At 30.1% G+C, this 18,216-nt stretch carries 15 protein-coding genes; 10 read left to right on the top strand and 5 right to left on the bottom strand.

Going from position 1 to position 18,216, the window contains the following annotated elements; all coding sequences use genetic code 11:
* The first annotated feature begins 48 nt into the window (after nucleotides 1–48).
* Nucleotides 49–741 (top strand): HAD family hydrolase, encoded by a 693-nt coding sequence (locus ACFO3U_RS00950; protein ID WP_379737546.1) that lies wholly within the window; start codon nucleotides 49–51, stop codon nucleotides 739–741.
* On the opposite strand, the gene ACFO3U_RS00945 is transcribed toward ACFO3U_RS00950, so the two are convergent.
* Together ACFO3U_RS00945 and ACFO3U_RS00940 are read right to left on the bottom strand one after the other, a co-directional pair.
* Nucleotides 727–1,167: an HRDC domain-containing protein gene (locus ACFO3U_RS00945; protein ID WP_379737544.1), complete on the bottom strand. Its 441-nt coding sequence runs from the start codon at nucleotides 1,165–1,167 to the stop codon at nucleotides 727–729. The genes ACFO3U_RS00950 and ACFO3U_RS00945 overlap by 15 nt on opposite strands.
* A gap of 74 nt (nucleotides 1,168–1,241) precedes the next feature.
* Nucleotides 1,242–1,574, bottom strand: coding sequence for a single-stranded DNA-binding protein (locus tag ACFO3U_RS00940; RefSeq protein WP_379737542.1), 333 nt, complete (start codon nucleotides 1,572–1,574; stop codon nucleotides 1,242–1,244).
* 223 nt (nucleotides 1,575–1,797) lie between these two features.
* Here ACFO3U_RS00940 and ACFO3U_RS00935 point away from each other — a divergent pair, with 223 nt between their 5' ends.
* From ACFO3U_RS00935 to ACFO3U_RS00915, 5 genes are read left to right on the top strand one after another with little or no spacing between them, the layout of a single operon-like run.
* A complete protein-coding gene (locus tag ACFO3U_RS00935) occupies nucleotides 1,798–3,324 on the top strand; it encodes a carbon-nitrogen hydrolase family protein (RefSeq protein WP_379737541.1) in 1,527 nt (508 codons plus the stop codon).
* A gap of 41 nt (nucleotides 3,325–3,365) precedes the next feature.
* On the top strand, nucleotides 3,366–3,842 hold the full coding sequence (locus tag ACFO3U_RS00930) for a DUF6265 family protein (protein WP_379737539.1): 477 nt from the start codon (nucleotides 3,366–3,368) through the stop codon (nucleotides 3,840–3,842).
* A gap of 3 nt (nucleotides 3,843–3,845) precedes the next feature.
* Nucleotides 3,846–4,196, top strand: a complete 351-nt coding sequence (locus ACFO3U_RS00925) for a hypothetical protein (RefSeq protein ID WP_379737537.1) — start codon at nucleotides 3,846–3,848, stop codon at nucleotides 4,194–4,196.
* Nucleotides 4,197–4,209: 13 nt separating this feature from the next.
* The gene (locus ACFO3U_RS00920; protein WP_379737536.1) at nucleotides 4,210–5,649 is read left to right on the top strand and encodes a hypothetical protein; all 1,440 of its coding nucleotides are present in this window, start codon (nucleotides 4,210–4,212) and stop codon (nucleotides 5,647–5,649) included.
* Entirely contained in the window at nucleotides 5,639–6,463 is an 825-nt protein-coding gene (locus ACFO3U_RS00915) for an NAD(P)-binding domain-containing protein (protein WP_379737535.1), read from the top strand. The genes ACFO3U_RS00920 and ACFO3U_RS00915 overlap by 11 nt, the downstream gene beginning before the upstream one ends.
* Nucleotides 6,464–6,511: 48 nt before the next feature.
* On the opposite strand, the gene ACFO3U_RS00910 is transcribed toward ACFO3U_RS00915, so the two are convergent.
* From ACFO3U_RS00910 to ACFO3U_RS00900, 3 genes are read right to left on the bottom strand one after another with little or no spacing between them, the layout of a single operon-like run.
* Nucleotides 6,512–8,590, bottom strand: coding sequence for a M13 family metallopeptidase (locus ACFO3U_RS00910; protein ID WP_379737533.1), 2,079 nt, complete (start codon nucleotides 8,588–8,590; stop codon nucleotides 6,512–6,514).
* Between the two features lie 3 nt (nucleotides 8,591–8,593).
* Complete coding sequence (locus ACFO3U_RS00905; protein ID WP_379737532.1) at nucleotides 8,594–11,419, bottom strand: M4 family metallopeptidase; 2,826 nt, start codon at nucleotides 11,417–11,419, stop codon at nucleotides 8,594–8,596.
* A gap of 25 nt (nucleotides 11,420–11,444) precedes the next feature.
* Nucleotides 11,445–14,840 (bottom strand): T9SS type A sorting domain-containing protein, encoded by a 3,396-nt coding sequence (locus tag ACFO3U_RS00900; protein WP_379737530.1) that lies wholly within the window; start codon nucleotides 14,838–14,840, stop codon nucleotides 11,445–11,447.
* 120 nt (nucleotides 14,841–14,960) lie between these two features.
* Here ACFO3U_RS00900 and ACFO3U_RS00895 point away from each other — a divergent pair, with 120 nt between their 5' ends.
* The 4 genes from ACFO3U_RS00895 to ACFO3U_RS00880 all read left to right on the top strand — a co-directional run bounded on the left by ACFO3U_RS00895 (nucleotide 14,961) and on the right by ACFO3U_RS00880 (nucleotide 18,212).
* Nucleotides 14,961–15,656, top strand: a complete 696-nt coding sequence (locus ACFO3U_RS00895) for an SCO family protein (protein ID WP_379737528.1) — start codon at nucleotides 14,961–14,963, stop codon at nucleotides 15,654–15,656.
* 85 nt (nucleotides 15,657–15,741) lie between these two features.
* Nucleotides 15,742–15,975, top strand: coding sequence for a FeoA family protein (locus ACFO3U_RS00890; RefSeq protein ID WP_379737526.1), 234 nt, complete (start codon nucleotides 15,742–15,744; stop codon nucleotides 15,973–15,975).
* Between the two features lie 3 nt (nucleotides 15,976–15,978).
* Nucleotides 15,979–18,090 carry a ferrous iron transport protein B gene (gene feoB, locus ACFO3U_RS00885; RefSeq protein ID WP_379737524.1) on the top strand — a complete coding sequence of 704 codons (2,112 nt, stop codon included), beginning with the start codon at nucleotides 15,979–15,981 and terminating at the stop codon, nucleotides 18,088–18,090.
* On the top strand, nucleotides 18,090–18,212 hold the full coding sequence (locus ACFO3U_RS00880) for a FeoB-associated Cys-rich membrane protein (RefSeq protein WP_379737522.1): 123 nt from the start codon (nucleotides 18,090–18,092) through the stop codon (nucleotides 18,210–18,212). The genes feoB and ACFO3U_RS00880 overlap by 1 nt, the downstream gene beginning before the upstream one ends.
* Nucleotides 18,213–18,216: the final 4 nt, after the last annotated feature.

Here is an 18,216-nt window from a genome sequence, read left to right as displayed (position 1 = left end):
GCAGATTATTATATCAAAATCTGCGAATCTGCGGTAAAATAAATTCTTATGAACCCAAAAATAATAGCCTTCGACGCAGACGATACTCTTTGGCACAACGAACCTTATTTCGATGAAGCTCAAGAACGATTTTGTCAATTGTTTCAAGATTATGCTTCTAGTCAAGAGATTTTGGGTTTGATATTGAATCATCAAGTTAAGAATTTACCTTTGTATGGTTTTGGTATTAAAGCGTTTACCCTTTCAATGATTGAATCTGCCTTGGAATTAACCAATCACCAAATTTCTGGAAAAGGCATCGAAAAAATTATTACCATTGGTAAAGATTTATTGCAAAAGCCTGTTGAATTACTTCCAAATGTAGAAGATGTTTTAAAAGAACTTCAAGGAAAATATAAATTGGTAGTTGCCACAAAAGGTGATTTAAAAGACCAACATAGAAAATTGCACGATTCCGGAATTGGGCATTATTTTCATCATATTGAAGTTTTGAGTGACAAAACCGAATTAGATTACCAAAAAATGTTTGGTCGTTTAGAATGCAAAGCCGAAGATATTTTAATGATTGGAAATTCCCTAAAATCAGATGTTTTGCCCATCTTAAATTTAGGTGGTTTTGGAATACATATTCCGTATCACACCACTTGGGAATACGAAAAAATTGATTTCGAAATTGAACATAAAAACTTTTTAGCACTTTCAAATGTAAAAGAAGTTTTGACTATTTTAGAAAGCATTTAAAATAGCTAAAATATCTTCACCGTATTTTTCTGCTTTAGTGACTCCAAAACCTTTTACAAAAGATAATTCTTTATTACTTTCTGGTTTCTTTTTAGCAATATTTAACAAATGAGAATTGTGGCAAATCATAAATGGAGCCCAATCTAATTTTATCGCTAAATCATTTCTCCACTGTTTTAAAGCGGTGAATATTTGCTTTTCATCATGAGACAAATCTTCATATGAAAGTTTGTTTTCATTTGGCTTTTCTACATTTTTTTTGGTGTCATAAAAAACAACCGCTGACCAATAATCTGTAGTTCCTGTTGTGACAAAATTAGTTGAAGTTAATTTGACTTCTACAGAATCTAAAAATTCATTCATTCGGTTTTGATCAACTATGCAAAACTCTTTACTTAATCTAATATTGAAAACTCTAATATTCATACTCTTAAATTTTAAAGGTTAAAAAAAGAATTGCACGAACTTCAATTAAGAAATCCGTGCAATTTTTACTAAAATTACTTTCCTAATAAAAGTAACTCACTAATTACAACTTCTGTGATGTAGCGTTTTACACCATCCTTGTCATCATAACTTCTGTGAGTTAACTTTCCTTCGATAGCAATTTCTTTTCCTTTGATAACGTAGCTTTCTATTAAATCAGCTGTTTTTCCCCAAGCTGTTAAACGATGCCATTCTGTTTGCTCTACTTTTTCACCTTTTGCATTGGTGTAGCTTTCGTTTGTTGCTAGCGTAATGTTTGCTAATTTTTTTCCTCCTTCAAAAGTTTTGATTTCTGGTTCTTGTCCTACGTGACCGATTAACTGTACTTTGTTTCTTAATGCATTCATGGCTTGTAAAAATTTAAATGGTTTATATACTTATTTTCGTGTCTAATAAAACTTGAAATTGAATTTTGAACTTGCAATTGTCAGTGTTTCATTTCGACAGTGCAAAGATTAGATGACTTTCAAAATTTATTCGGTATTTATCTGTTTACTTTCGGCTGTAAATATTTGTAAACGTTTGTAAACGGATAATATTTTAACTATATTTGTTGAAAATCAATAGAATATGCCAAGTACAATACAATCTGTAGAATTAAGAAATTTACAAATACAGGATTATAAAGAATTAAAAAAATCAATGATTGAATCTTATCCTGAAATGGAAGATTCTTTTTGGGAAGAGGATCAGATTGAAAATTTATTACAAAAATTTCCTGAAGGACAACTAGTAATTGTGGTTGATGGAGTTGTGGTAGGTTCTGCCTTATCTATTTTAGTTACAGAAGACTTTGCTTTTAAAACAAGAACTTATAAAGGTATTACTGGCAATTATACCTTTTCAACTCATAATGATGATGGTGAAGTTATTTATGGAATTGATGTTTTTATAAATCCAAAATATCGTGGACTTCGATTGGGAAGAAGATTGTATGATGCAAGAAAAGAATTATGTGATCAATTAAATTTAAAATCCATCATATTTGCAGGAAGAATTCCCAATTACGGAAAATTTAAAGATGAAATAACTCCAAAAGTTTATATCGATAAAGTCAAGAAAAAAGAAATTTATGACCCTGTTTTATCCTTTCAATTAAGTAATGACTTTCATGAAGTTCGTGTCTTAAAAAATTATTTGGAAGGTGATAAAGAGTCTCAAGAATATGCTGTTTTATTAGAGTGGAATAACGTTTATTATGATGACAGTCCAAAATTAATTAATACCACAAAAAGTGTAGTTCGATTGGGTTTAATTCAATGGCAAATGCGTTCATTGGGTAATCTTGAGGCTTTATTTGAACAAGCCGAATTTTTCATTGATGCTGTTTCAGGTTATGGAAGTGATTTTGCATTATTTCCAGAGTTATTTACGGCTCCATTAATGGCAGATTACAATCATTTATCGGAAGCAGAAGCTATCAAAGAATTAGCTCGACACACAGAAGCTGTTAAATTAAAATTTCAAGAATTTGCTATTTCTTACAATATAAACATCATCACTGGAAGTATGCCTTTCATCGAAAATGGTCATGTTTACAATGTTGGCTTCCTTTGTAAACGTGATGGTACAAACGAAATGTATCGTAAAATACACATTACACCCAACGAAATTTTCCATTGGGGAATTACAGGTGGTGATGTAATTCAGACTTTTGATACTGATTGTGGTAAAATTGGAATTGTAATTTGCTATGATGTGGAGTTCCCAGAATTATCGCGTTTAATGGCTGATGAAGGAATGAATATTTTATTCGTTCCTTTTTTGACAGATACGCAAAATGGTTATACACGTGTAAAACATTGTGCACAAGCCAGAGCGATTGAAAACGAATGTTATGTTGCAATTGCTGGTTGTGTTGGAAATTTACCAAAAGTAAACAACATGGACATTCAGTATGCACAAGCAGCTGTTTTTACACCTTCTGATTTTGCTTTTCCTAGTAACGGAATCAAAGCGGAAGCAACTCCAAACACCGAAATGACTTTAATTGTTGATGTAGATATGAATTTACTAAAAGAATTGCACCAGCATGGAAGTGTAAGAACCATGAAAGATAGAAGAAAAGATTTATACCAACTTAAGAAACTGAAATAATCCAATCCTTATATTTTGAAAATTGCTTAAAATCAAAAATCATGAAAAAACTACTCCTATTTTTATTATTTACAACTTTAGGTTTTGCCCAAAACACATTGCACTATAACGATGAAAAAGGTTCTGAAAAAGCAACTTTACAAGATATAAAATGGTTAGAAGGTAACTGGGTCGGTGAAGCTTTTGGTGGAACTTATGAAGAAAATTGGAGTGCTCCTTTTGGTGGTTCTATGATGTTTAACTTCAAATTAGTAGTTAAAGGAAAAGTAGTATTTTATGAATTAGGTCATATTGTAGAAAAAGACGGAACACTTCTATATCAAATAAAACATTTTGGACCAGATTTAAAAGGTTGGGAAGAAAAAGATCAATCGGAAGATTTTAGATTCATCAAAAAAGAAGGCAATCGAATGTATTTTGACAATTTCACTTTTGAATATATTTCAGAAAACGAACTGAAACTTTACGCTTATTTTGAAGATTCTAAAAAAGAAGTGATTTTTAATTTTAAGAAGTAAATTATGAGTAAAAACTGTTTAGAATGTGGTGATAAAATCATCGGTAGAGAAGACAAAAAGTTTTGTTCTGATGGCTGTCGCAATGCTTATAACAACAAAATGAACAAAGATCAAAATAATTTGATGCGCAACGTGAACAACAAACTACGTAAAAATTACAGAATTCTTTGTGACTTAAATCCAGATGGAAAAGGAAAAACTACCAAAACTAAATTGTTAAGTAAAGGATTTGATATGGAGTTTTTTACTAGTATTCTACAAACAAAAACTGGAAACACTTATTACTTTTTGTATGATCAAGGGTATCGATTGTTAGAAGATGAGTTTATAATGTTGGTTAAGAAAGAAATCTAGATTTAGAAAATAGATGCAAGAAGAAAGAAGAAAGATTTCTTTTAGAGATAAATTTATAATATCAAAATTTAGATTTTGGATTGGTTTACTCGTTTCCCTTTTACTGAGTTTTTCAATTTATATATTCTCTGTTTCTTTAAGAGATTATTTACGATTACTGACTTTTACGCAAAACTATAATTACTTAGAATTTACAGCTAACCAGCTTTTATTTTACAATCTTTTTTATGCTTTTTTAGCTTTAATAATTGGTCAAACTTTCTTTTTTAAAATAGTTTTTGATACAAACAAAAAAATATTAGAGAAAAAAATTCAATTTAAGAGAAAGAAAATTGTTCATGATCAAAACATGCTACTTTGGATTTTTCTATATTGGTTTTTTAAACTTTCTATTATGTACGGAATGTTTAACATGAATAGTTTTGGTCTAGAAATTAATCATAGTTTTTCAATCTATGAATTCATTAATTTTTATAAAGAATATAACTACTTATTTATTCTAATAATTCTTGTTTTATTTCTTCAATCTTGGCAAAGTATGCGTTATTTTTCAAGAAATTATTTCAAAAATATTTTTATTGCTTTTGTATTTATAAGTGTTTTAGCTTTTTCATTTTCTCAAATAAATATTATTCCATTTGAGGCTAAGTTTTCTGAAATAAAAAAGAATAACGTTTATATAAAATACAATATTGAATTATCAAAGTCAAACATGTATGAAAACTTATATCATAATTCAATTACAAAACAATTATACATAACAAAAGAATCTGAAATTTATGATTTAAAAAATAAAGTTTCAGGAATTAAAAACATAATTTTATGTCCAGAAGATAGAGGATATTATAAAATTCATTACAAAGAATATTTACAACTAAATATAGATGAAAAAACACCTATTGAATTTCTATATAAGATTAAAAAAAAGATTTATACTTTCACAGATTACGAAATAACCTATTCATGTTATCCCGAAAAATTAGAGTTTTCAAAATCTTATTATCAAGATAATTGTGTTGGAATATATGAAGGAAGTAGTTACTTGATAAAAAATGATTCTATTCTTGATAATTATTTAAAATATAAAAATAGGATTAATTTAAAACAAAATGATAAAAATGAAATTTTAATTGAAAACAAAGTTTTTAAAAGAAGTATTTTAGTTGAATATATTAAAGAAAAAATTTTAGAAAATGAAAATTATATTATCACAATTGATTTGAAAAAAAAGGCTCTATTTAAAGACTATATTCAATTACTTTCAATAGCAAGAGAAGGTTATTTTAGAGCTTGTGAAATAAAAGCAAAAAGAGAAGAACTAGACGATTATTATTTATATTCTAACATAGAGTCAATAATAGGTTTTCATGTAATTGATGTAAACGCTCCTAGTTATGATCACATGACTAATATTTTGGAAATGCATGAAGCACTTAATGAGAATGAAAAATAAAATATCCATATTAGGAATAGGTTGGTTAGGATTTCCATTAGCGAAAAAGTTAATTGAAATTGGTTATGATGTAAAAGGTTCTACAACTTCTGAAAGTAAATTAGAACATTTGAAAAATAACAATATTCATCCTTATCAAATTAAACTTTCTGAAAATGAAATTGTTGGAAATATCGAAGAATTTTTAAATGATTCTGAATTTCTAATTATTGATATTCCACCTAAATTACGAAGTTATCCTAAAGAAAATTTTGTAGAAAAAATAAAACTGTTGGTTGCTGAAGTTGAAAAATCAAAAATCAAGAATGTTGTTTTTGTGAGTTCAACAAGTGTTTATGCTGATGCATTTCCTATAGCTTCAATTGACGAAAATTCGATTCCAAATCCAGATTCTGAAAGTGTTAAACAGTTGCTTCAATCGGAAGAATTATTGCTTTCAAATTCTAATTTTCAAACTACAATTTTACGTTTTGGTGGTTTGATTGGTGAAGATAGACATCCTATAAAATTCTTAGCAGGAAAATCGAATGTTGATAATCCTGATGCTCCTATCAATTTAATTCATCAAGAAGATTGTATTGCTATCATTATTGAGTTGCTGAAACAAGTTCAGCATGACAGTGTTGTCGTTAATAACATTTTTAATGCAGTTGCACCTCAACATCCTACAAGAAGAGTATATTACACTCAAAAAGCGATTGAACAGAATTTACCACTTCCAGAATTTAATGATTCAAAAAAATCTATTGGAAAACTAATTAGTAGTAAAAAAGTAGAAGAAGTTTTGAACTACAATTTTAAAAAAGAAGTATAAAAAAATCCCGTTACATTTTGAACGGGATTTTCTGTTTTTATAATTTGATTACCAAATTTTCACTCTATTTTCTGGAGCGATGTACATTCCATCTCCTTCTTTAATGTCAAATGAATTATAGAAAGCATCTACATTTTGTAATGGCACATATGCTCTATACATTCCTGGTGAATGAGGATCTGTTTTTACTTGGTTTTTAATCGCTTCATCACGCATTTTACTTCTCCAAATTGTTGACCAAGAAATAAAGAAACGTTGCTCTGGAGTAAATCCGTCAATCAAACCTGGGTTTCCATTTTCTTTCAAATAGATTTGTAAACCGTCATAAGCTGCATTTACACCACCTAAATCTCCAATGTTTTCTCCTAAAGTAAATTTACCATCTACATATATTCCTGGTAAAGGTTGCAAGTTTGAATATTGATCAGCTAAAGCTCCTCCTAATCCTGTAAATTGAGCTAAATCTTCATCGCTCCACCAGTTTACTAAATTTCCATCCGAATTATATCTTGAACCAGAATCGTCAAATCCATGAGAAATTTCGTGTCCAATTACAGCTCCAATTCCTCCATAATTAACGGCTTCATCAGCTCTATAATCATAAAAAGGTGGTTGTAAAATAGCTGCTGGAAACACTATTTCGTTATTTGAAGGATTGAAATAAGCATTCACGGTTTGTGGACTCATTCCCCATTCTGTTTTATCAACGGGTTTGTTTAGTTTTTTGATGTTTTCATCGTTTCTCCATTTAGAAGCATTTTTCATGTTACTAAAATACGTTCCTCCTTTTTCTGGACTATCAATTTGTAAAGCAGAATAATCTTTCCATTTATCAGGATAACCAATTTTAACCGTCAATTTGTTTAATTTTTCTTTCGCTTTTTCTTTGGTTGGTTTAGTCATCCAAGGCAATCTATCAATTCTATTTTCATAAGCTTTCATTACATTTGCAATCATAGCTTCTGCCTTAGCTTTTGCTTCTGCTGGAAATTTTTTCTCTACATATAATTTTCCTAAAGCTTCTCCTAAAGTTCCATTTACTGTTGCTAAAGCTCTTTCTTCTGCTGGTCTTTGTTTAACAGCACCTGTTAATGTTTTTCCATAAAAATCCCAATTAGCATCTCCAATTTCAGTTGATAAAGCACCAGAAGATTGACGTAATAAAGTCCATTTCATGTATTCTTTCCAATCATTTACCTTGTTTTCATTAAAAACTGTTTGAAGTGTTTCAAGATATTTTGGTTGAGAAACTACAACTGAATCTAATTTTCCTATTCCAATTTCTTTGAAATATGAATCCCAATTTACTGTTGGTACAATTTTTTGCAATTCAGCAACCGTCATTGGATTATAAGTTTTTCTTCTGTCTCTTCTTTCCACTCTATCTAAAGTTGCAGTAGACATCTTAGTTTCCAATTCTAAAATTGCTTTTGCACTAGATTTGGCTTTTGTCTCATCTTCACCAATAAATTGTAACATTCTTGCTACATGCTCTTCATATTTAGCTCTTTTTTCCACATTATCAGGAGCATCAGAAACATAATAATCTCTATCTGGTAATCCAAGACTTCCTGTTCCTACATACAACACATTTCTTTTACTGTCTTTTGCATCTGTTCCTACATAAGTGCCAAAAAATCCAACACCATTTCCATCTTTTTCCATTTCAGTTATTAGTGAAGCTACATCTTTTGCAGATTTAACAGCTTCAATTTTTGCTAAATATGGTTTCAATGGTTCTATTCCTTGCTTATCTCTTGTAACTGTATCTAAAATAGATTTGTACAAATTGATTGCTTTAGCTTGATCAGAGTTTGGATCAATTGTTTTGTCGTTTATCGCTTCTTTTAAGATTGCCATAACGTCTTCATCCGTGTTTTTACGAAGTTCATCAAAACTTCCCCAACGAGTTCTGTCAGATGGAATTTCTGTATTGTCAATCCATTTTCCATTAACGAATCTAAAAAAATCATCGGATGGTTTAACGGTTTTATCCATTAAAGATGTGTTAATTCCAATAGGATTTTCTTCTTTTTTCACTGAAGTTTCTTTAGACGTTTTACACGAATAAAATGCTGCTGTTAAAAAAAGGAAGCTGATACTTCCTTTTAAAATTTTATTATTCATAGTTTATTGTTTGATAATTCTTTTGACTACTTGTTGGTCATCTTCAACAATTTTTACAAAGTAAACTCCTTGAGAAGCTGATGATAAATCAATAATTGTTTCGAAGTTTGAAGGTATAATTTCTTTTTTAGATAAAATAATTTTACCTGTTAAATCGTATACTTCAATTAAATCTGGATTTACTTTTCCTAAACTAATGTTATAAATTCCATTAGATGGATTTGGATATACTGATACATCGTTTAATTCAAAATTCTCATTTGCTAAAACACCATTAATTACAAAATCATCAATATTTACTCCTTGTTGTACTACTGCTTCATCAGAGTGGAAAACTATTCTAAAAATCACATTTGGTTCTCCAACTAAGGAAGTCAACGGGTAAGAATATGTTTTTAATGTAGTATCTGTTCCTGTCCATTGAGCTCCTACACAATTATTGCAATCATCTCCTGATGTTTGTGGGGTTCTGTCACTGTTGTACCAATTAGTATCCATTTGCCCAAGAACAGACCAGTTTTGACCCATATCGGTTGTATATTGAACATAAACAATATCCCAATCTTGTTCCAAATCAAATTTCATTGCAAAACTAATTTGAGGATTAGAAACATTGGTTAAATTGTAACATTGAGAAACAATATATGATTTCTTCTGATTTACATAATTACCTGTTAAATTTGTAGTATAAACAGTATTACCTGCTGAGGACATAGGTCCAAAAGTTCTCACACCTCTTACCCAAATTGAAGTTGATTCATTTTGATTGTAAGTAATTAAAGCATCTGATGGATTGGTAAAAGGGTTTACTGTACCTACTAAACCTGTATCATTAACTAATAATAAAACTGATTTTGTGTTATTTTCTGGTCTGCCATCATTTACTATTGTTGAAGTAACATCTAACACATGTGAACCTCTAGATAACCCTGAAATTGATAAAGCAAGAGTTGTTTCATTACAAGGTGCTAAATTTCCGTTCCAAGTTTGATTTATAGCCGTTCCTCCATCAATTGTATAAGAAATTGAAATACTTGTTATGTTGTTTAACCCTTGATTTTTTAAACTTAGAATTGGACTTAGACCATCTCCACAAGAAATTGTACTCACATTAGTAATAGTTTGCAAAGCAACGTCATCAGAAACTGTTGCATATTGTTCTCCTACATTAACAGCATACCAAGCATTTGTAACTGCTATAACTTCAGGACTATTAGCACAATAAATTGAACTTGCTGCTTCAATTGTTGCTACTCGTGCATCTGCATATGTAGCGTTTGGAGTTAGATAATCTCTTTCTGCAATATATGCTATTTCTGAAGCTTTATTCATTCCAATTCCAGCAACATTATAGGTATCAGGAGTAGGTGCATTATTTGTTCCTGACTCTCCAACAGTTAATATATAAAACCAATGATTTAATACTCCTGAATTTGTGTGAACACCTCCATTATCTGCAGTTCCACTATACCAAAACGTTCCTAAATAAGTATCTGGATCATTTTTTGAATTTGGATTACTCATTGACCTAAAAGCATTTCCTAAGTCTTCACCTATTAACCAAACTGCATTTGGAATAGTTGCTGTTAAACCTCCAGTTCTTCCATAATGTTCAATACAAGCACCCCAAATATCTGAAAACCCTTCGTTCATAGCACCCGATTGATTTTGATAAACCAAACCTGCCGTGTATGTACAAATTGCATGTCCAATTTCGTGTCCACAAACATCAATAGAGGTTAAAATATCTCCTGAACCACTTCCGTCTCCGTATGTCATTGCTACACCGTTCCAAAAAGCATTATTAAAATTAACATCATAATGAACATAGCTTTTAATTATTGCTCCGTTATTGTCATAACTGTTTCTATTGTAAACATTATTCCAAAAATCATATGTTTTTTCAGCTCCCCAATGGGCATCTAAAGCTCCATTATCTTTATTAGCATTGTTGTATTCAGCTGCAGTCCAATTGTTATCATTATCCATAAAGTCAACGTCTTGATATCCTCCCTTTTGGCAGTTATATGTTTTAATACCGTTTCCTCTAGTTGCATCTTGTAATACATAATTTGAGCCTAATAAAGTAGTTTCTATTTCTCTACTTCCACTATATCTGGTAGCTGCAGTACCTTGAGCTAAATTTGTTACTTTGTTTTTTTTAGAAAAAGGTTTGTTTAATTTTTTAGTTGCATTTATAGTATTTGCATGTTTAATTATTGAATTTGAAAATAAAATTTCTCCTGTATGAGCATCTACATAAACTTCTTGTCTAGTAACTGGAATAATAGAATAAATGTCATATTTATAGGCTAAATGAATTTCATTATTTACAACATTAGGAAATATAACTAATTCTCCTTCAGGCTTTTTATACTCCATTAAGTTTGCTTGTTCAGCATCTTCCCACATGTATTTAGTTGCATTAATATTTTGTAAAGCATTACTAAATCCTTGTTGAGAAGATATTGTTGGAGTTATGTTTAATTGGTTTGCATTATAAAGTTCTCCATTTACAAAATATACACCCTCATTATTAATATGTGTAATAACAGTTCCAAACTCTACTTTAATATTTTTATAAAATTGTTGAAATTTTTCGTGTTTCAATCCTCTTTCATCACTGTTTGAGTATAATTTAGTATAAGAATAGTTTTCATTTAAATTATATTCTTTTGAAAACAGTTTTATTGCTGCTTCTTGATTAGTATTGATAGTATTAATTTTCAATGTTTTTTGATGTGGTTTAGCTTCTTGGGAATTGTCTTTTTGTCCAAAAAAAACTATTGAAGTTAATAACATCAATAAACTTAGTAATTTAGTTTTCATCTTTATTTTTACTTTAGGTTGGGCCTTATTGTTTAATTATTCTTTTTACTACATTTTGATTATTATCATTTATCTTTATAAAATAGATACCTTGAGAAGCACTTGTTAAGTCTAAAGTTGTTTCATAATTTGAAATAGAAATATCTTTGATAGACAAAATTACTTTTCCAGTTAAATCATAAACTTCAATAGAGGATGGTTCAATATCTCCCAATGAAATATTGAAAAGTCCTGTTGATGGGTTTGGATAAACAGAGACATTATTAAGTTCAAAATTAGTATTAGATAAAACTCCCGTAATCACAAAATCATCAATATTTACACCTAATTGATTAACTGCTTCGTCACTGTGAAAAACAATTCTAAAAATTACATTTTGTTGAGAACTTAATGCATTTAAAGGATAAAAATAAGTATTTAAATTAGTATTATTCCCTGTCCATTGACCACCAGGACAATTTTGACAATCATTTGCAGATCCTGATGTTGCATTTGTTCTATTACTATTATACCAATTAGGTCCTTGTTCTCCTAAAAGTGTCCAATTTTGCCCAAAATTAGTAGAATATTCAACATACAAAATATCCCAATTTTCTTCTAAATGATGTTTCATTGTAAATTGAATTTGTGGGTTTGTTATATTAGATAGATTGTAACATTGCGATACTAAGTAAGATTTTACACCGTCAGGGTAATTACCTGTTAAATTTGTAGTGTAAACAGTATTTCCTCCCGATGACATTAAGCCTAAACCTCTAACACCTCTAACCCATTGTGAACCTGTAGAACCCTCATTGTAAGAAATTAATTCATCTGAAACGTTGGTAAACGTATTGGTTTGTCCTATTACACCATCATCATTTATGTAAAATGTTATAACACTAGAGTTGTTGTCTGCATAAGCATCATTTGGTGTTGTCGAATTTACATTTAAAGTGTGAGCTCCTCGAGTTAATGTTTGAGAAGGAAACGAAACTATTGCCGTTTGACCAGCAAGTATATTACCGTTCCAAGTAAACGAACCAGGAGTTCCATCAATATCAAAATTTACATTAACCTCAGTAACTGTGTTCATTCCATTATTTTCAACCTGAATTTCTGGAGCTATAGTGTTTCCACAGTTAATATTTATTGAAGGGTTTTGAATTGAAACTAATTTAACATCTACAGCTGGTACTTGAACAGGAATATCTGTTTGCCAAATTCCTCTTCCATAAGTTGCAGCAATCAATTTATTATCTTCAAGATTAATTTCTAAATCTGTAACTGAAACGTTTGGTAAGTTAATATCAAAAGGCTCCCACGCAGTCATAGTATCATCAAAATAATAAACTCCTAAACTTGTTCCTAAATAAAGTGGATTATCCGTATTTCTTCCTTGGTGTACTATAGTATTCTTGCCTATATTAGGTAATCCAGCTGAAAAACTTGTAAAAGTATTTCCTCCGTTTACTGATTTTAAAACCAATCCTGAAGTTCCTGAAGTTACTATGTAAACTATATTACTATTTGATGAATGTACATCAATTGCTCGTATTGTTCCTGAAGCTGTATAAACTTGACTAAAATTTATTCCTTTATTCGTACTTTTATATAATGAAGAACCGTTTGAAACATACATAATATTGTCGTCAGAAGGATCAATCGCTACTAATTCAAGATTTCCTGAACCAACGCTATTTGTGTTTTGCAAAACCCATGAAGCACCATTCAACTTATATAACCCATTAAATCCTGAAAACACCTCACCAATTGAATTAATCATTAGAGGTGTTACCCAATTTCCATTAATACCAGAAGGTGCATTTACATTTGAAGTTAATGAATTACCAGCATTATTACTAATGTACATATTACCTCCGTTTTGGATAAAACCATAATATAAATTTTGATTAACTGGACTTATTGCTGCATCCATTCCATCTGCTCCATAGTAATTTTTCCACGCTCCTGAACTAAAAGCATGACCTCCGTTGTCCTGTAATCCTCCAACCAAGTTTGCCGAAGTTTGTTTAGCAACTGCTACCTTGTAGAACTGACTAATTTGTGCTCCTGAAGTTATATCTGAGAAAGCAATTCCTCCATTATTTGAAACATAAACACCTCCATCACTACCACAATATAGTTTTCCTGAATGAAACCCTAAATAATGTATATCTGCGTGAGTGTATGATGCCTCTGTAGGTGAGCTCCAATTATTTAATTTGGTAAAATTAGCTCCACCGTTTGTTGATTTCCAAACATTTAAACAACCTGTATAAATTTCATTTTCATTAGTATTTGAGACTGCTAACGCTAAGTCATAATAAGACTGTCCAGAACCATCAAAGATATCAGTTGTTCCTGAAGTTTTTGTCCAATTTGTACCTCCATTTGTAGATCTATAAATTCCTTGAAAATCTCCATTGCTTAAAGTACTTAAAATATAAATATAGTCAGACTGAGCAGCTGTAACATCTAATAAAAGTCTTCCTGAAGAAAAAGGCAAACCGGTTGTAATAACTGTGAAATTAGCCCCTGTAGTTGTAGACTTATAAAATCTATTATTTGAAACTGCATAAACTGTTGATGGATCATTTGGTTTTAAACGAATTGAACCTTGAGAAAAATCTCCTGTTTGAACAACTGACCAGCTTACACCTGCATTAGTTGTTCTATATAAACCAACACTTGTTCCACACCATAAAATTTGATTATTAGTAGGATGAATTAAAATATCTCCTGCTAATGTAGACGTGTTTGTAAAAGTTAATCCTGTTGTATTCCATGTTAAACCTCCATCAATTGATTTCATAACACCAATAGAGTAAGTATCAGAAGAGTCTTTATCTCCTGTAGCTATATAGATAGTATTAGAATTTGAATAATCAACAGCAATTCCAGAAACACCTATCTGAGGTAAATTATCTGATAATGCTAACCAAGTTGCTCCTGAATCTATTGATTTCCAGACACCTCCAGCTGGTGTACCAATGTAAACTGTATTTGAGTTTGAAGGATCTACATGTACAATGTTAACTCTTCCCTGACCTGATGACCATGAACCTGTGTTTAAATGTGAAAATGGTCCAACAGGTTGCCAATTACTTACCGGCAATGAAAGTCCATTTTTATTTGTATTTCCTGAACTTTTCTTTTGATTAAATGCAGACCACATTTCTGCTGGAGTAATTTTATTTCCATTTTCATCAACTTTGTTTTGCCAATGATATTCCCAACGCATAAAAGGCTTATAACCTGAACCTTTTTTGTTTTTATCATGTGTTAACCAATATGCATTAAAAGATTCTTTTAATTGTTCAATCGTAAGTTCACCCTGTCTAGCTTGTTCCTTATTCAAAAGCCAAGGAGCAGAAGGATTGTATTGTGAATATCCTATTAAAGAAATTAACACAGTTAATAATGTAATGGTTTTTTTCATCGTAAAGTTTTGAATAATTGACAAATATATACAAACATATTATAAAAAACTTATTTTTAACATCTGTTTGTTAGATAGATAACATAGTTAATATAAGGTTTTGTACTTTTGCAAAAAAAAATGCTTTCCACAATTAAAAAATACAAAACATTCATCTTTATCTTTTTGAGTCTCTCAATTTTAATTTTTGTTGGAATTTACAATCTTTTACAGCCACAAAAAACACTTCCAATATTTACTCCTAAAGATGTTAATCCTCAATTAGTTGACACAACGATTCAGCACATAGGTTATAATCATAAAATTGCTGATTTTAAGTTTACAAACCAAAACGGAAAAACAATCACTCAAAAAGATTATAAAAACAAAATATATGTAGCCGACTTTTTCTTTACTACTTGTCCAACAATATGCCCAATTATGACAGATAACATGGTTTGGTTACAAGATAAAATCAAAGATATACCTGATGTTATGATACTTTCACACAGTGTAACTCCTGATATTGATAGCGTTCCTGTTTTAAAAAAATATGCTCTTGAAAAAGGAGTTTTGGACAACAAATGGAATTTAGTTACCGGAAATAAAAAAGACATTTATTACATCGCAAGAAAATCTTATTTAGCTGTTGAAACAGGAAAACCTGATGAATTATATGATATGGTTCACACCGAAAATTTTGTACTTATTGATAAAAAAGGTAGAATTAGAGGTTTTTATGACGGAACCAACCTTGATCAACCAACAGAAGATGGCACCAAAAATGTAACCCAACTTTTTGAAGATATAAAATGGCTTGCTGAAAAAGAGAAATAATACCTCCAAAGTTAAAATATGATAAATATCAGTATTAATCGGTAATAAATTTTTACTTTTGTATTTTAATTCAATCTAAATAAGCGTGGAAATCAATTTAACTCAACTTAAAAAAGGAGAGAGAGCTACCATAATCGATGTAAACATTGACGTAATTCCGTTAAAATTACTCGAAATGGGTTGTTTACCTGGAAATAGTATTGAATTGATTCAAATTGCACCTCTTGGTGATCCATTGTACTACACCATTAATGATTCACATGTAGCAATTCGCTTAGAAACTGCTCAAGAAATTAGCATCTTAAAAGAGCAAAACTAAAATATGGCTCAAAAAAATATCAAAGTTGCTTTAATCGGAAATCCTAATGTTGGGAAAACTTCTGTTTTCAATCAACTTACTGGTTTGAATCAGCAAGTGGGAAATTATCCTGGAATAACTGTTGAAAAAAAACAAGGTATTGCCAAATTATCTAATGATGTTAAAGCTAAAATTATAGATTTACCTGGAACCTATAGTTTAAATGCAAGTTCAATTGATGAAAATGTTGTTATTGAACTATTGTTAAACAAAAAAGATCCAGATTTTCCAGATGTAGCTGTTGTGGTTTCTGATGTGGAAAACCTAAAACGAAATTTACTACTTTTTACCCAAATTAAAGATTTAGAAATTCCAACAATTTTGGTCATCAACATGAGTGACCGAATGAAATTGAAAGGTATTGAGCTTGATATTCCATTTTTAGAACAAGAATTAAAAACCAAAATTGCTTTAGTTAGTTCAAGAAAAAAATTGGGAATTGTAGAATTAAAAAATTTGATTCTAAATTATGAAGAAATCTCAGTTGAACCTTGTTTAAATGCATCTTCAATAGATCCTGAATATTTTGATAAATTAAGAAAAGCTTTTCCAAACCAATTGATTTATAAACTTTGGTTGGTTATTACTCAAGATGTTAATTTCTTGAATTTAGAACGTAATGAAATTAAAAGTTCGTTCACTAAATCACATTCTGATTTAAAACGTTTGCAGCAAAAAGAAACTATTAAAAGGTATCAATTTATAAACGATACCTTGAAAATTGGCCAAAAAATTGACAAATCTAAAGCAACTGATATTCAAGCCAAATTGGACAGAGTTCTTACACATAAAGTTTTTGGTTACGTAATTTTCTTCTTTATATTATTTGCTATTTTCCAATCTATTTTTGAATGGTCAACAATTCCAATGGACTTTATAGATGAATCATTTGCTAATTTATCTAGTTATGCAAGTACACATCTTCCTAACGGAAAATTTACTGATTTAATTAGCGAAGGAATTATTCCTGGAATTGGTGGAATTGTAATTTTTATTCCTCAAATAGCCTTTTTGTTTCTCTTTATTTCCATTTTAGAAGAAAGTGGTTATATGAGTAGAGTGGTGTTTTTGATGGATAAAATCATGAGAAGATATGGTCTTTCGGGAAAAAGTATTGTGCCTTTAATTTCTGGAACTGCTTGTGCAATTCCTGCCATAATGAGTGCCAGAAATATCGAAAACTGGAAAGAACGTTTAATCACCATTTTGGTTACACCATTCACCACTTGTTCTGCAAGATTACCTGTTTATGCTATTATAATATCCTTAATAATTCCTGAAGAAAGACTTTTTGGATTCTTGAGTTTACAAGGTTTAACACTAATGTTGTTGTATCTAATTGGCTTTTTTATGGCTATATTTTCTTCATGGTTATTGGATAAATTTCTAAAATTAAGTTGCAAAACCTATTTCGTAGTTGAAATGCCAAGCTATAAAATTCCGATGTTTAAAAATGTTGGAATAAATGTCTTAGAAAAAACAAAAGCTTTCGTTTTTGGAGCAGGAAAAATTATTTTGGCTCTATCAGTTATTCTTTGGTTTTTAGGTTCGCATGGTCCAACAAAAGAGTTTGACAATGCTGAAGAAATAGTTTCTAAGGAATTAATAGCTTCTAATACAACATTGAATCCTTCAGAAATTGAAACCAAAGTCAATACTTATAAATTAGAAAACTCTTATATTGGTATTGTGGGAAAAGCTATTGAACCAGCCATTAAACCTTTAGGTTATGATTGGAAAATTGGAATTGCTGTTGTGAGTTCATTTGCTGCAAGAGAAGTTTTTGTAGGAACCTTAGCGACAATTTATAGTGTTGGTGGAAACGATGATGATATGGAAAAAACCATTAAAAATAGAATGCAAGCCGAAATAAATCCGGTAACAGGTGAAAAGGTTTTTAATTTTGCTACTGGAATTTCGTTATTGTTGTTTTATGCTTTTGCAATGCAATGTATTAGTACGTTAGCTATTGTGAAGAAAGAAACCAATTCATGGAAATGGCCTATAATCCAACTTGCATTTATGAGTGGATTTGCGTATATTGTGTCTTTAATTGCTTATCAATTCTTAAAATAATGCAAGAAATTTTAGTTTACATCGCTCTTTTTATAGCCGTTGGGTTTTTACTTAAAAAATTCTTCTGGAAAAAATCTGCCAAGAAATCAAAATCTTGTGGTGATGATTGTGCTTGTCATTAAAATT

Origin of the sequence: Flavobacterium ponti, from assembly GCF_042652765.1 — a bacterium.
Lineage (GTDB): Bacteria > Bacteroidota > Bacteroidia > Flavobacteriales > Flavobacteriaceae > Flavobacterium > Flavobacterium ponti.
Note: the sequence above shows the minus strand (reverse complement) of the source record. Positions and strands in the feature narration are given on the sequence as shown.